Origin of the sequence: Mixta intestinalis, assembly GCF_009914055.1 — a bacterium.
In the GTDB taxonomy this organism is placed as follows: domain Bacteria; phylum Pseudomonadota; class Gammaproteobacteria; order Enterobacterales; family Enterobacteriaceae; genus Mixta; species Mixta intestinalis.
In genome coordinates this window covers 3,183,557-3,196,937 of sequence record NZ_CP028271.1, presented here as the reverse complement: position 1 = coordinate 3,196,937, position 13,381 = coordinate 3,183,557, and the positions used below count along the sequence as shown (strand labels likewise).

The 13,381-nt window shown below is 58.2% G+C and carries 15 protein-coding genes; all 15 read left to right on the top strand.

What is annotated here, in order from left to right:
- Positions 1 to 8: 8 nt before the first annotated feature.
- The 15 genes from C7M51_RS14840 (at position 9) to C7M51_RS14770 (ending at position 13,319) form a co-directional block, all read left to right on the top strand.
- On the top strand, positions 9 to 659 hold the full coding sequence (locus C7M51_RS14840; protein WP_377090339.1) for a transglycosylase SLT domain-containing protein: 651 nt from the start codon (positions 9 to 11) through the stop codon (positions 657 to 659).
- Positions 659 to 1,171: an integrating conjugative element protein gene (locus tag C7M51_RS14835; protein WP_160622468.1), complete on the top strand. Its 513-nt coding sequence runs from the start codon at positions 659 to 661 to the stop codon at positions 1,169 to 1,171. The genes C7M51_RS14840 and C7M51_RS14835 overlap by 1 nt, the downstream gene beginning before the upstream one ends.
- A gap of 56 nt (positions 1,172 to 1,227) precedes the next feature.
- The gene (locus C7M51_RS14830; protein ID WP_425281019.1) at positions 1,228 to 1,656 is read left to right on the top strand and encodes an integrating conjugative element protein; all 429 of its coding nucleotides are present in this window, start codon (positions 1,228 to 1,230) and stop codon (positions 1,654 to 1,656) included.
- Entirely contained in the window at positions 1,656 to 2,267 is a 612-nt protein-coding gene (locus tag C7M51_RS14825) for a restriction endonuclease (protein ID WP_141177991.1), read from the top strand. Before C7M51_RS14830 ends, C7M51_RS14825 begins: the two co-directional genes overlap by 1 nt.
- A 283-nt stretch (positions 2,268 to 2,550) precedes the next feature.
- Positions 2,551 to 4,650 carry a type IV conjugative transfer system coupling protein TraD gene (gene traD, locus C7M51_RS14820; protein WP_141177990.1) on the top strand — a complete coding sequence of 700 codons (2,100 nt, stop codon included), beginning with the start codon at positions 2,551 to 2,553 and terminating at the stop codon, positions 4,648 to 4,650.
- Entirely contained in the window at positions 4,643 to 5,407 is a 765-nt protein-coding gene (locus C7M51_RS14815) for a TIGR03747 family integrating conjugative element membrane protein (protein WP_141177989.1), read from the top strand. Before traD ends, C7M51_RS14815 begins: the two co-directional genes overlap by 8 nt.
- A gap of 215 nt (positions 5,408 to 5,622) precedes the next feature.
- A complete protein-coding gene (locus C7M51_RS14810; RefSeq protein WP_141177988.1) occupies positions 5,623 to 5,970 on the top strand; it encodes an integrative conjugative element protein, RAQPRD family in 348 nt (115 codons plus the stop codon).
- Positions 5,970 to 6,206, top strand: coding sequence for a TIGR03758 family integrating conjugative element protein (locus C7M51_RS14805; protein WP_141177987.1), 237 nt, complete (start codon positions 5,970 to 5,972; stop codon positions 6,204 to 6,206). Before C7M51_RS14810 ends, C7M51_RS14805 begins: the two co-directional genes overlap by 1 nt.
- Positions 6,207 to 6,242: 36 nt before the next feature.
- Entirely contained in the window at positions 6,243 to 6,629 is a 387-nt protein-coding gene (locus C7M51_RS14800; protein ID WP_141177986.1) for a TIGR03745 family integrating conjugative element membrane protein, read from the top strand.
- A 9-nt stretch (positions 6,630 to 6,638) separates the two neighbouring features.
- Positions 6,639 to 6,998, top strand: coding sequence for a TIGR03750 family conjugal transfer protein (locus tag C7M51_RS14795; RefSeq protein ID WP_141177985.1), 360 nt, complete (start codon positions 6,639 to 6,641; stop codon positions 6,996 to 6,998).
- Entirely contained in the window at positions 6,995 to 7,648 is a 654-nt protein-coding gene (locus C7M51_RS14790; RefSeq protein ID WP_141177984.1) for a PFL_4703 family integrating conjugative element protein, read from the top strand. The genes C7M51_RS14795 and C7M51_RS14790 overlap by 4 nt, the downstream gene beginning before the upstream one ends.
- On the top strand, positions 7,648 to 8,568 hold the full coding sequence (locus C7M51_RS14785; RefSeq protein WP_425281018.1) for a TIGR03749 family integrating conjugative element protein: 921 nt from the start codon (positions 7,648 to 7,650) through the stop codon (positions 8,566 to 8,568). Before C7M51_RS14790 ends, C7M51_RS14785 begins: the two co-directional genes overlap by 1 nt.
- Positions 8,558 to 10,051, top strand: coding sequence for a TIGR03752 family integrating conjugative element protein (locus C7M51_RS14780; protein ID WP_141177983.1), 1,494 nt, complete (start codon positions 8,558 to 8,560; stop codon positions 10,049 to 10,051). Before C7M51_RS14785 ends, C7M51_RS14780 begins: the two co-directional genes overlap by 11 nt.
- A gap of 11 nt (positions 10,052 to 10,062) precedes the next feature.
- On the top strand, positions 10,063 to 10,473 hold the full coding sequence (locus C7M51_RS14775) for a TIGR03751 family conjugal transfer lipoprotein (RefSeq protein WP_141177982.1): 411 nt from the start codon (positions 10,063 to 10,065) through the stop codon (positions 10,471 to 10,473).
- On the top strand, positions 10,473 to 13,319 hold the full coding sequence (locus C7M51_RS14770) for a conjugative transfer ATPase (RefSeq protein ID WP_141177981.1): 2,847 nt from the start codon (positions 10,473 to 10,475) through the stop codon (positions 13,317 to 13,319). Before C7M51_RS14775 ends, C7M51_RS14770 begins: the two co-directional genes overlap by 1 nt.
- Positions 13,320 to 13,381 lie beyond the last annotated feature (62 nt).

Sequence of the window (13,381 nt, the reverse complement as noted above, 5' to 3'; positions counted from 1 at the left end):
TCGCCCTGATGCTGGTCTTGTCGGGAAACGGCAGTGCATCTGCTGCGGGTGAGGCTGTACCGGAAGGGTATATCCGGGTGGCCGTTGCGCACGGGATACCGCCGGAAGCGCTCTATGCTGTCTCGTTGACGGAAACCGCTATGGCGCCACGATCGATTGCTGCGGTAGTCAGGCAGCAGACAAATCTGCCGGTGGTGAGCCGTCCCTGGCCGTGGACGATTAACGTGGCGGGTAAGGGATACCGCTACGCCAGCCGACTGGAGGCCTGGCGGGCGCTGCAGGTGTTCATAAAGCGTTACCCCCTGAAACGTATTGATGTCGGTCTGGCTCAGGTAAACCTGGGCTGGAACGGGCATCTGTTTGCGTCCACCTGGGAGGCGTTTGACCCGTACACCAATCTCAATGCCGCAGCCACCATTCTGCGCGAGTGCCAGGAGCGTAAGCCGGGTAGCTGGCTGGATGCGGCCGGTTGTTATCACCATCCGGCGGGTGGGCAGGCTGCAGCACGATACAAAACTATCGTGAAACGTCATCTTGTCCGTCTCAGCGGCACGACCCGCCAGCCCCCTTTGTTGCCGCCTTCTTTATTACCTCAGACAGTGGCAGCCATTGCCCCTGAACCTGGTTTTATCTGGACTGAGCCCGGGAGTGAACCCTGATGAAAAAACGGTTTTTAATGATGTGTCTTTTTCTGCCCCTGACGGGCCATGCCGGACTGAACGTCCTCGCTGACCTCGGCGGGGAGGATGCCACGCCTTATTTTGATGGCATTAATAAACAACCCGGCCTGCCGGAGGCGTCGCCGGCAACCACACAACCGCTAGTTTCTGCGATGGCAGCGATGTTTCCGATCAGCACGCCGGAGATGACGCCGGGGGCGGTGGAGGATCGTCCGCTGCAGTTGCCGGGCATTGGTGCGCTTTTCCTTATCGGTGATGACGCACAGTCGCGGTACTGGCTGGCGGAGAATGCGCAGGCGCTAATTGCCCGGCATGCGGCAGGTCTGATTGTCAGTGTTGACAGCACGTCGGCTGTTGAGTCGTTGCGGGATCTGGCTCCCGGTGTTCCGATGGTGCCGGCATCCGGCTCTGAGCTGGCCCGCCGTCTGCAGTTACGGCATTACCCGGTGCTGATCACCGACACCGGATTGTCCCGACAGGTACGGCCGTGATGAGCGCACTGGACAACCCGTGGGTGGCCCTGCTTCTGTCGGGGCTGTTTATCGTGATGACTCTGCTTTTTGGTTTTTGTCAGTGGGAGGATAAACAACCCGGCCTGTCGGAGGCGTTGTCAGCAACCATACAGCCGCTAGTTTCTGCGATAGCGATGTTTCCGATCAGCACGCCGGAGATGACGCCGGGGGCGGTGGAGGATCGTCCGCTGCAGTTGCCGGGCATTGGTGCGCTTTTCCTTATCGGTGACGACGTACAGTCGCGTGTGTGGCTGGCAGAGAATGCAAAGGCGCTGACGACCCGGCATGCGGCAGGTCTGATTGTCAGTGTTGACAGCGCGTCGGCTGTTGAGTCGTTGCGGGATCTGGCTCCCGGTGTTCCGATGGTGCCGGCATCCGGCTCTGAGCTGGCCCGCCGTCTGCAGTTACGGCATTACCCGGTGCTGATCACCGATACCGGATTGTCCCGACAGGTACAGCCGTGATGAGCGCACTGCAACTGAGTGCTGCGCTGATGGTCAACCCATTGCCAGCCCTGCTTCTGGCGGCGCTGTTTATCGTGGTGATGCTGCGTCTGAGCTTTCGCCAGCGGGAGAAAGCCAGCGTTCGTCGCCACCGTCGCTATCAGGCTGCGGCGGCACGGGTGCTGGAAAAACTGGGCACTCTGCCGGGGGACGGCCAGCGTATGCGGTACCTGCGCAAAATTAACCCTTATGTATTTGAGGAATTGCTGTTGCTGGCGCTGGAGCATCAGGGGCTGAGGGTTGTGCGTAATACCTCTTACAGCGGCGATGGTGGTATCGACGGGCAGGTCATTATCGATAACCAGTACTGGCTGATTCAGGCCAAACGTTACCGCTACGCCATCAACCCAGCCCATGTCCGGGATTTTGATACATCGCTGCAGCGCCGGGCGTCCCCGGGATTATTTATTCATACCGGCCGTACCGGCCCTAAAAGTCGTGCTTTCTGCTCAACGTCACCCTGTATGCACATTGTCAGCGGCCAGCGATTGCTGGATCTGCTGGCGTGCAAACCGGAGTGGTGTGCAGGCCTGCGCGGCATTCCTTCCGTTCTGATTAAGGAGTCTGTGTGATGCGATTTTTTTCATTATGGACACTGAGTGTGTGGGTCATTCGCCTGCTCCGGGAGATTTTTATCTGGCCGTCCCTTCTTTTGGGCGCAGTGATACTAGCAGCCCTGCTCCACCAGTATGTGGTTTACGAGGATATCCCGGAGATTCGTGTACTGTTGACGCTTCTCCTGCCATCTGGCCTGGTACAGCGTAACCCGGGCCGCTGCCCGTACCGAAAGCGGAGAAAGTCGCAGTGCTATTACACGCTGGCCGGAGGATACGCCGGGCGGAAAGGAGGAGCCTCATGAGTAACCGCTATGTCATTGAAGCGCTGCTGCGGCCTGCTGTTGAACTGAATACTGCTGTCGTTGCGGGCGTCGCTGCGTTTGTCTGCATCAGGGCACCGTGGGCTGTAGCATTGGCCCCTTCCGTCAGCTATGTCACTGCGGCCGGATTTGGTGTTCTGGCCGCAGCCCGGCTCCGTCAGGGTACGCAGATCATCCGCTACCGGCGCAACCTGACCCGTCTGCCCCGCTATGTTATGAGGACAAAACAGATCCCGGTCAGCCGGCACCGTCTGTTTCTGGGACGGGGATTTCGCTGGACACAGAAGCACACCCAGCGGCTGCAGGACACGCTGCGCCCTGAGGTGGCGAAGTACCTGCAGCCCGGGCGGCTTTATCGGGCCGCCCGGTGGCTGGAGTTGAAAACGGACCAGACGGTGCCCGGGGTGCGAAAACTGCTCAGCCGGGATTCCCCACTGAACCCCGTCAGGCCACTGCCACCGGTGGGGGGCAATCCAGTACTGCATGGCGTGGAGCCTGACGAAGTGGATGTCAGTCTGGCGCTGGGTGAGCGTGTTGGCCATACAATCGTGTATGGCACCACCCGCGTGGGAAAGACCCGCCTGGCGGAGCTGTTGATCACTCAGGATATCCGCCGCGGTGAGGTGACCATCATATTCGATCCCAAAGGCGATGCTGATTTGATGAAGCGGGTCTGGGCGGAGGCACACCGTGCCGGCCGCGGTGATGAACTGTATATTTTTCACCTGGGCTGGCCGGAGATTTCCGCTCGCTATAACGCCGTTGGCCGTTTTGGCCGTGTGTCAGAGGTGGCATCGCGTGTGGCCGGCCAGCTGTCAGGGGAAGGAAACAGCGCCGCATTCCGGGAATTTGCCTGGCGTTTTATCAATATCATCGCCCGGGCCCTGGTGGCGCTGGGCGAACGCCCGGATTACACCCTTATTATGCGCTATGTAAATAATATCGCTGATCTGTATATCCGCTACGCAGAGAAGATTATACATGAGCAGTTGCCGTCGCTGCAGACACAGATTGAGAACAATGCGCAGGTGCTCGGGGAAGACGATGTTCCGCGTAATATGCAGGGGCAGCCTGACGCAGTACGAATCTGGTCCATTGAGGTGGCGCTGAGTTCAGAGGAAGGGAAGCAGCTGTATGATCCTATTCTCGACGGACTGCGTAGCGCGGTTCGCTATGACCGCACCTACTTTGACAAAATCGTGGCATCGCTGCTGCCACTGCTGGAGAAACTGACCACGGGCAAGACCGCTGAACTGCTGGCGCCGGACTATCTGGATATGGAGGATATGCGCCCAATATTCGACTGGGAGCAGGTGATCCGTAAAAAAGCCGTGGTGTATATCGGCCTGGATGCGCTCAGCGACAGTGAAGTGGCCAGTGCGGTGGGGAACTCCATGTTCGCCGATCTGGTGAGTGTCGCCGGTCACATTTACAAACACGGTATCACCGCCGGTCTGCCGGGCGCCAGGGAGGAGAAAATACCGGTAAACCTGCACTGTGACGAGTTTAATGAGCTGATGGGGGATGAGTTTATTCCGCTCATCAACAAAGGGGGCGGTGCCGGTATGCAGGTTACCGCCTATACCCAGACATCGTCGGATATTGAGGCCCGTATCGGCAATGCGGCCAAAACGGCGCAGGTTCAGGGTAACTTCAATAACCTGATTATGCTGCGCGTCAGGGAAAACCGAACCGCCGAGCTGCTGACCACGCAGCTGCCCCAGGTGGAGATCTACACCAAAACCCTGGTGTCCGGTCATCAGGACACCGCCGATGTCAGTGCCGGACAGGACTTTACATCGAGTACTCAGGACCGCGTGGGAACGGTTAAGGTGCCGCTGCTGGAGCCGGCCGATATCGTCACCCTGCCGAAAGGCCAGGCATTTGCGCTAATAGAAGGCGGTCAGTTATGGAAAATACGGATGCCGCTGCCGGCGGGTGATGTCGATGATGTTCACATGCCGGAAAACATCGAAAAGATAGCGGAGGTGATGCGGCGCAACTATCACAGTGGAGAAGGGTGGTGGAATGACACGTCGGTGAACGTCCGGGCCGGGGCCGGAGGTGAACATGGCTGAACCTTCGCGTAACAGCCAGGCGCAACCCCGACAGGAGAGAGAAAAAGCGCATGGCCTGCTGTATAACCTGCTCTGGGGCTGGCCATGGGCGCTGTTCGGTATGCTGCTGGGGTCACTGATGCTGAGCCTGCTGATGGAATATATCGGGATCGCCTTTTTCTGGCCGGAAGCTGGCGCGGCACATAGCGAGGCGGTGATGAACACTGAACTGGGCTGGCTGTCCACGGAGTTCACCCGCAGCCTGCTGATGTCAGAGCCATCGCTCACAGTCGTCAACTGGGTGACGGCCGCATACCAGTGGTTGTTTGTGGACAGTGGTTTTACGGGCTGGATACAGCAGCAGTATGCGCTGCAGATGGGCAGCGATAATGAACTGACCCGCCAGCTGAGCGGCTGGGGTGAATGGCTCGCCGGGTATCTGCATGAATATCTGATGGCCACGGTGTGGGTAACGATAATTACCCTGATCCGGGTGACGATTCTGGTGCTGTCATTGCCGCTGTTTGTCATGGTAGTGATGGTTGCGCTGGTCGAGGGGCTGGGGCGGCGTGACCTGCGGCGCTATGGTGCCGGCTATGAGAGTTCGTTTGTCTATCATCATGCCAAAAAGATGGTGAAGCCGGCGGTGGTGGTGCCGGTGATGCTGTATCTCTCCTGGCCAGCGGCAGTGTATCCCAACCTGTTGCTGTTACCGGCTGCGATTCTGCTGGGAACGGCGATTACGGTGACTACAGCATCGTTTAAAAAGTACCTGTAAGTATAAGCTGGACGGAGGCGTACAAAACTTGCTTTTGTGTGCCTCCGTCAGCAGACAAGCCCTGTAACAACGGTTACTGGCGCGTCAGTCGCTTTCAAATTTCTTCAGAGACAAACTCACTTTTAATTTTCATCATCGCAAAAAGAGTTTATCGCTGACCGTTCTTCCTGTCCTGCGCATTCTGTACGCACCTTTTAACCCTTGTGGAGGTGTGTATGAACCCATCCTGTCCGGTCCGGAGCCCAGGTGCCCGCATTCCGGGCATCACCGGCCTGCTGCTGCTGGCCGCTTTATCTGTATCAACGTCAACCCGGGCTGCCGAGAAAGATGAACTGGCCTCGGTCCTGCGTCAGCTGGACCAGGTGCAGGCAGCGCTGGAACGGGCCCGCGTCGCTGCCGCTCAGGCCGATCCGGCAGCGCGTGGGCGCTTTTTCTTTGACTACCGCCAGGCGACATCAGACCTGAACACGATTCGGGGCGGTGTTGAGCGCTATCTGGAACCCTCCCGGGCGCAGCCCCGGTCATTGCATATCGGCGGTGATTACCGCCGGGAGCGTCCCTGATGAATGCTAATCAGTCCGCAGCATTTAAAGCCGGCTCAGGAAACATCGACATCAGCATTCTGCACCTGTCCTGTATCGGTGCACTGCTGGCATTTTTGTTCCTTTGGGCTGCATGGGCACTGGTGGATGTCTGGACTGGCTGGAGTCATGAAAGGGTCCGTTCTGCTGCGCTGGGACGTTTTGCTATTCGCTCTGTGTTGCTACTTGTTGTCAGCATCTGGATGTTTGCCAGCTGAAAAATCAAAACAGTTTATTAATCTTTAGGAGAAAAAATGAAACCTTTTCATTGTGTTATTGCTCACCTGAATCACGGTATCAGGTGTATTACGGCCCGGATCATGTCCCTGGCTCTGCTTGCCTGGCTGACCTGTCAGCCAGCGCTGGCCGATTTGCCAACCGTTGAGCCTCCCGAGTCCGGTGGTGGTAGTGGACTGACAGGCCAGATCAAAGGATATCTTCAGGATGGAGTTTTAATCGGTGGCCTGGTTATTGCTGCAATCGCGTTTACGATGGTAGCTGTTTCAGCCGTTCACACGTTTACCGAGGTGCGGAATGAAAAAGCCACCTGGACTAAATTCGGCTCGATTGTAGTTGTCGGAGCGGTACTTCTTGTCGTGGTGATTTGGCTGCTGGGCAAAGCTGCCGGCATTATTCTCTGAGGCCACCTTATGCAGCAGACCATTCGCTTTCTGCCCGATCGACTTAACAGCGAGCCCGTAGTGTTTCGCGGGTTTACCACCCCGGAGCTGGGCCTGGCTGCACTGACCGGTGCAGTAGCCGGTCTGCTCCTCTCGTTACCTTTTATTCCTGTCGCCGGCTGGGTCATTGTACCCACCGGCATATTGCTGACACCGCTGCCGCTCATCGCGTTTGGCGGACAATGGCTTAGCCGTATCAAGCGAGGTAAGCCGGAAGCATGGATTTGGCAGCGACTGGAGGTATTCAAACGACGCCATGGCCTGGGCAACCTTTCCCTGATAGTAGATGCCCGGGGATGGTCCCTGAAACGTACCGGGAGACAAAAATGAGCCGTTTTCGTCATGCGGTTAAAAACCGGGACCAGCACATCCTGACGCTGCGCATTGCCTGCGGCGTGCTGATTCTTTTTATCCTAATAACAAGCGCGGGCTGGATGCTGGCCCCCCGCAGCCTGACCATTCATAACCCGCCGGATTTACGCAGCGGTAGCACCCGCCCCTGGTGGGAAGTGCCGGCACCGTCCGTTTACAGCTTCGCGTTCTATATCTTCCAGCAGCTCAATGCCTGGCCGAAGAACGGCGATGTGGACTATCCGGCAAAAATTAATGCGCTGTCTCCATACCTCACACCAACCTGTCGAAGCTTTCTGGAAGCTGATGTGAAAAAGCGTGGCAGTGAGCTGCTGAATCGCGTGCGTGTGGTGTATGAAATTCCTGGGCGGGGTTACAAGACGAAAAGTGTGAGTGTAATTGACCGTGATCATTGGGTGGTACGTCTCGATCTGGTGGCTGATGAATATTTCAATGCTGAACCAGTCAAGCGTGCTCTGGTTCGCTATCCGCTGAAGGTAGTGAGATGGGATGGTGATGCTGAGCGTAACCCGTTCGGACTGGCGCTCGACTGTTATGACGGTATTCCTCAACGCCTGGAAGCGGCGCCGCCGGCCCCGGCCTCGAAAAAATCAGGAGTATTCCAGTGATGATGACCCGAAATGATGCCCGCGCCGGGCTGATGGCGCCGTCTCTGTCACTGATGCCAGCGGCTGCGCTGGTTTCACCGGCTCAGGCCGACGAACTGATGAAATGGGAGCGTATTCCACTACAAATACCGCTGAAGGTGGGACAGGAGCGGGTGGTGTTCGTGGACAAAAATGTGCGGGTGGGTTTTCCGCCGGCACTGAACGGAAAATTGCGGGTGCAGAGCACCGGGGGCGCCGTGTATCTGAAGGCCGACGGTAACTTTCCGCAGACCCGGCTTCAGCTGCAGGATGTGGAGAGTGGCGAGGTGATTCTGCTCGATGTCACCGCCGGCGAAAAGGGGCCGGCCGAGCCTGTCCGTCTGGTTTACAGCGGCGATGTGACAACGCTCAACAGTGCTAACAGTGCAGACGCGACCGGTCAGCCGAAGCATACAGCGCCCGGCAGAGATGATGGCACGCAGGCAAAGCGCAAAAAGGTGCAATACAGTGCACCTGTCCCAGTATTGCTCACCCGCTATGCGGCACAGAGCCTGTATGCGCCGCTGCGTACCATTGAAGCCGTCCCCGGGATTCGTCCGGTAAACCCACATCTGCCGGCACGCATCACCACCCTGTATCCTTCTGAGCCGGTGCGGGCAACACCGCTGTCCGCATGGGGAGTGGCGAACCGGGCCGTGGTGGCCATTCGCCTGCAGAACACCGCCAGCCGCAAAATCACTCTCGATCCCCGTGTCCTGCAGGGGCAGTTTACCGCCGCGACCTTCCAGCATCGCTGGCTGGGGCCCGCTGGTACGCCGGAAGACACCACCACGGTTTATATCGTGACGGGGCCCCGACCAGAGCAGGCGTTTATCGCGGAACCGTCTGCCGTTCGTAAGGCTGTCCGTACGGTTAAGAAGGAGGCGGGCCATGCAGATTAAATCCAATACCGTGGTGAAGTTTATTGTTCCGGCAGTGATAGTCGCCGGACTGGTGGTGGGCCTGAAAAGCTGTAAGGAGGAAAAGCCGAAGGAGAGCGCGCCGGCCGATGTGACCACCGCGCTGAAAAATCTGTCGCCGGATGAGCTGAAGGCTCTTGGCGTGGAAGGCGACACGCCGGAAGACACCCTGCGTACGCTGATTGGCCGACTGAACGACGTTCGCGATCGTCAGAAAATACTGGATAAGCAGAATGCCGACTTACTGAAAGAGAATGAGCAGTTGCGTAAACACGGCACTAACATATCCGGTCAGGTTGACCAGGCAGTACAGGGGTTGCGTAGCGACTATGACAAACGTCAGCAGCAACTACAGGATGAACAGACCAGCCTGCTGGCAAAAGTACAGGCGCTGTCTGAGCAACTGAAAACCACCGGTTCAGCGGGTGGAAAACAGGGCTCCGACAGCGATATCCCGCTTGGGCTGGGGCTAGATGGTCTCGGGGGGAACCCCGGCAGCAGCGCCACCCGGGGCAATGACGGTCTGATGTGGGTCACGCCGACCGATCAGAAAGAGCCCGATCCGCGTGATGCGGCCCAGGGTAAGGCACCGACGTTTCCGACGTCATTCCTGGATGACAATCCTCTGACCCGGCAGAAAGCTGCTTATGAACAGCAGGTCAAGGGTTACACGAATGAGAAAGGTGCGCAGGACAGCGCTGAACCTGCCTATACCCTGCCGGAAAACTCCACGTTGGTGGGCAGCCGGGCGATGACAGCGTTGTTGGGGCGAATCCCAATCAATGGCACTGTGACCGATCCATATCCGTTCAAGGTTTTGATAGGTAAGGATAATCTTACAGCTAATGGTATCGAGCTGCCTGACGTTGAGGGCGCGATTGTATCCGGCAGCGCCACTGGCGACTGGACACTATCCTGTGTGCGGGGCCAGGTTAACAGCATTACCTTTGTTTTTGCAGATGGCACTGTCCGTACCGTTCCCCAACCTGCCAGCGGGAAAAATACCGGTAACGGCAATACACAGAATAAAACCGGTACCGATGGCGGCATCGGCTGGATTTCCGATAATGCCGGTATTCCCTGTATCAGCGGTGAGCGCAAATCCAATGCATCCACCTATTTGCCCACTTTGTTCGGCCTGTCCGCCGCCAGTGCGGCAGGCGATGCCCTGAGCGAGGGACAGTACACCACGCAGAATAACGTTAACGGCATTTCCTCCACGCTGACCGGCAGCGCCGGCCAGGCAGCGCTGGGTAAAGCCCTGTCCGGTGGCATGGGGGAAACCGCTGACTGGGTGAAACAGCGTTACGGACAGACATTTGACGCCATCTACGTCCCACCGGGCATGACACTGGCCGTACACATTACCCGCCAGCTGGCAATAGATTACGAAGACAAGGGCCGTAAGGTTCGCTACGACTTCACCCTGCCGGGTGGCGTCAGCGATAACGGCGGTCTGGACTGAAGAGGAAACAAATGAATCTGAAACCGATCATTATGGTATTCACAGGAGCGCTGCTGGTCAGCGGTTGTTCGACGACGAAAGAAGAGATGCTGCCCGCCGGAGACCATTCCATGCTGGAGCTGTGGAACGGTGCTGACGGCGGAGGAAGTACCGCCCGTCAGGCGGCTGCACGGGAATCCCTGCACCGGCCGTTGACCGATAGTGAACATCAGGCGGCTGCACAGGACGATCGCAGTTACAGTCGCACTCAGGAGACAGAAATCACGCAGCAGTTCCCGCGTCTGCCGAACCCCGATATGGTGATGTACCTGTATCCTCACCTGGCCGGCGGCAACACGCCGGTTCCAGGATACAGCACGGTGTTTCCGTTTTACAGTCAGACGCAGTATGCGATGCCTGGTGAACGTACGGAGGCCCTGTAATGTTTTCGCTGTTTAAAAAAACGTCTTTGCCCCGGGCTGAAGCCACTGCCGGTGAATCCGAATCCAGGCTCGCCATCAATGGCCGTGAGCCGCTGACGCGCCCGGGGTGCATGACCCACCAGGATGAAACCCGGGTTTATCATGCCAACCCCTCCATCATTGATTTTCTGCCCTGGGTGGAGTTTCTGGACGAGGAGCAGTGTCTGCTGCTCGATGATGGCGTCTCCGTGGGCGCCGTCTACGATGTCACGCCGGTGGCCACCGAAGGGCGTACCGATGAACGCCTGGAACAGATACGCGATACGGTGGAGGATGCGCTGCAGGACAGCTTTGACGAATATGACGAAAATCCCTGGGTGGTGCAATTTTTCTGCCAGGACGAGGAGGATGCGGATGCGTATCTCGATCATCTGCGCAGCTATGTGAAGCCGCATGCGCAGCGCACCGCCTTTACGGAGGCCTGGCTGGGCGAGATGGAACGGCATATCCGCAGTATCTCACAGCCACAGGGGCTGTTTACCGACGCGATAGTCACCGGTCAGCCGTGGCGGGGGCAACAGCGCCGCACCCGAATGGTTGTGTACCGCTGGCTCGGAAAATCCGCTGCCCGTGACCCGATGCCGCCGGTGGCCATGCTCAATCAGGCCTGTGAGCGGGTGGTCAGTGCGCTGGGCGGTACCGGTATCCGCTGCTCCCGCCAGAACGGCCTGCAGGTGCACAGCTGGCTGCTGCGCCTGTTTAATCCGGCACCGGACTGGGTTGATAAAACCACCCTGTATCGTCAGGCGGCCTATGTGGTCCCCGGGGATGCACCGGACGGGGAAATGCCGGTGCGTAATGATTTTGCGGAAACGCTGTGGTTCACGCCGCCGGTTTCCGACCCGGAGAATGGTGTGTGGTGGATCGATAACAAACCCCACTGTGCGGTGCCGGTTGAGCGGCTGCGCACGCCGCCGGTACCGGGAGCGATCACAGGGGAAATGCCGCGGGGTGAGAAGAAAATCAACGCCCTGATGGATATGTTCCCGGCAGGGACGATGATGTGCATGACCGTTGTTGTTCAGCCCCAGGACCGTCTGGAAGAGACGTTTAACCGGCTGGCCAAAAACGCGATAGGGGAAAATACTGAATCCGGCCGCGTTCGTCAGGACGTGAATACGGTGAAGGAGTACCTGGGGAATCGTCACAAGCTGTACCGGGCCGGCATCACGTTTCTGCTGCGTGGCGATGATCCGGAGAGCCTGAAACGTAAGCGGCTTGATTTGACCACCGTGCTGCTGGGCGCCGGCTTGCAGCCGGTTCGCCCGGAGTTCGAGGTGGGGCCGCTTAATGCGTGGCTGCGTGCATTACCGATGTGCTTCGATCCGGATACCGACAAAAAACACTGGTACACCCGCCTGACCTGGGTACAGCACATTGCCGGCCTGCTGCCGGTGACCGGCCGTGAAACCGGCACCGGCAATCCGGGGCTGAGCTTCTTCAACCGTGGCGGGGATATCCTGACCTTTGACCCGCTCAACCGGCAGGACCGGACACAGAACGCACACCTGCTGCTGTTCGGCCCGACCGGCGCCGGCAAATCCGCCACGCTGTGCACCATGTTTTCGCAGGTAATGGCGGTTCACCGCCCGCGCCTGTTTATCGCCGAAGCCGGCAACTCCTTTGGCCTGCAGGCTGACTATTTTGAAAGTCTGGGCCTGACGGTTAATAAAATCAGTATCAAACCCGGCAGCGGCGTCAGTCTGCCGCCGTTCGCGGATGCGCACCGGCTGGTTGAGGAAGGGATTGCGGTTGCCGTGGATGAAGCGGACCTGCCGGACATTGATGACGATACTGGCGAGGAAAATGAAGACAAGCGGGATATCCTGGGCGAGATGGAAATCTCGGCCCGTATGATGATCACCGGCGGCGATCCGAAAGAAGAGGCTGACCTGAAACGCGCCGATCGCGCGATGATCCGTGAAGCACTGCTGATGGCCGCACACACATCTTACAACGAAAACCGGCAGATGCTGCCCTCTGATTTACAGGCGGCACTGAACGCCATTGCGGCCAGTGAAGGCGAGGAGGGAGGTACCGTTCGTAATGCGCAGCGCCGGGCGAAGGCCGCGGAGATGGCGGAGGCGCTGGGCATGTTCACCCAGCCCGGCAGCTTTGAGGCGGAGCTGTTTAACCGTGAAGGCGAGCTGTGGCCGGAAGCGGATGTGACGCTGATTGACCTGGGGCACCTGGCCCGTGAGGGTTACGAAGCGCAGATGGCGCTGACCATGGTCTCGATGACCAACATGATTAATAACATCGCGGAGCGTGACCAGTATCTCGGCCGCGATATCGTGTTTGCTGTTGATGAGGCACACATCGTGACCGTCAACCCGTTGCTGTCGCCGTACATGACAAAAGTGGTCAAGATGTGGCGTAAGCTGGGTGCCTGGTTGTGGCTGGCCACCCAGAACCTGAAGGACTACCCGGATATTGCCGAGAAAATGCTGAATATGGCGGAGTGGTGGATTTGCCTCACTATGCCACCAGAAGAGGTGAAAGATATCAGCAGATTCCGTGCACTTACACCTGAACAGGAGGCGGTGCTGCTGTCGGCCCGTAAACTATCCGGCTGCTATACGGAAGGGGTGGTGCTGGCCAAACGCATTGAGGCGCTATTCCGGGCGGTGCCGCCGAGCCTTTACCTTGCCTTGGGTATGACAGAGAAAGACGAGAAGGCAGAACGCCGGAAGCTGATGCGGGAGCATAATTGCAGTGAGCTGGAAGCGGCTAAATGGGTGGCGCGCAAGCTTGACCGGTTGCGCGGTCTCGATTGCGGTGGTGCAGAAAGGAGCGCAGCATGTTAACTCTCAGATATCCGACTCCACAGGCGTTCATTTTTACAGAGGATCAGCCGCATAACGTTTTT

What these genes read in the sequence shown, in the direction of transcription:
- C7M51_RS14840 (WP_377090339.1), top strand. Translation starts at nt 9, where the DNA reads ATGCTGGTCTTGTCGGGAAACGGCAGTGCATCTGCTGCGGGTGAGGCT.
- C7M51_RS14835 (WP_160622468.1), top strand. Translation starts at nt 659, where the DNA reads ATGAAAAAACGGTTTTTAATGATGTGTCTTTTTCTGCCCCTGACGGGC.
- C7M51_RS14830 (WP_425281019.1), top strand. Translation starts at nt 1,228, where the DNA reads ATGACTCTGCTTTTTGGTTTTTGTCAGTGGGAGGATAAACAACCCGGC.
- C7M51_RS14825 (WP_141177991.1), top strand. Translation starts at nt 1,656, where the DNA reads ATGAGCGCACTGCAACTGAGTGCTGCGCTGATGGTCAACCCATTGCCA.
- traD (WP_141177990.1), top strand. Translation starts at nt 2,551, where the DNA reads ATGAGTAACCGCTATGTCATTGAAGCGCTGCTGCGGCCTGCTGTTGAA.
- C7M51_RS14815 (WP_141177989.1), top strand. Translation starts at nt 4,643, where the DNA reads ATGGCTGAACCTTCGCGTAACAGCCAGGCGCAACCCCGACAGGAGAGA.
- C7M51_RS14810 (WP_141177988.1), top strand. Translation starts at nt 5,623, where the DNA reads ATGAACCCATCCTGTCCGGTCCGGAGCCCAGGTGCCCGCATTCCGGGC.
- C7M51_RS14805 (WP_141177987.1), top strand. Translation starts at nt 5,970, where the DNA reads ATGAATGCTAATCAGTCCGCAGCATTTAAAGCCGGCTCAGGAAACATC.
- C7M51_RS14800 (WP_141177986.1), top strand. Translation starts at nt 6,243, where the DNA reads ATGAAACCTTTTCATTGTGTTATTGCTCACCTGAATCACGGTATCAGG.
- C7M51_RS14795 (WP_141177985.1), top strand. Translation starts at nt 6,639, where the DNA reads ATGCAGCAGACCATTCGCTTTCTGCCCGATCGACTTAACAGCGAGCCC.
- C7M51_RS14790 (WP_141177984.1), top strand. Translation starts at nt 6,995, where the DNA reads ATGAGCCGTTTTCGTCATGCGGTTAAAAACCGGGACCAGCACATCCTG.
- C7M51_RS14785 (WP_425281018.1), top strand. Translation starts at nt 7,648, where the DNA reads ATGATGACCCGAAATGATGCCCGCGCCGGGCTGATGGCGCCGTCTCTG.
- C7M51_RS14780 (WP_141177983.1), top strand. Translation starts at nt 8,558, where the DNA reads ATGCAGATTAAATCCAATACCGTGGTGAAGTTTATTGTTCCGGCAGTG.
- C7M51_RS14775 (WP_141177982.1), top strand. Translation starts at nt 10,063, where the DNA reads ATGAATCTGAAACCGATCATTATGGTATTCACAGGAGCGCTGCTGGTC.
- C7M51_RS14770 (WP_141177981.1), top strand. Translation starts at nt 10,473, where the DNA reads ATGTTTTCGCTGTTTAAAAAAACGTCTTTGCCCCGGGCTGAAGCCACT.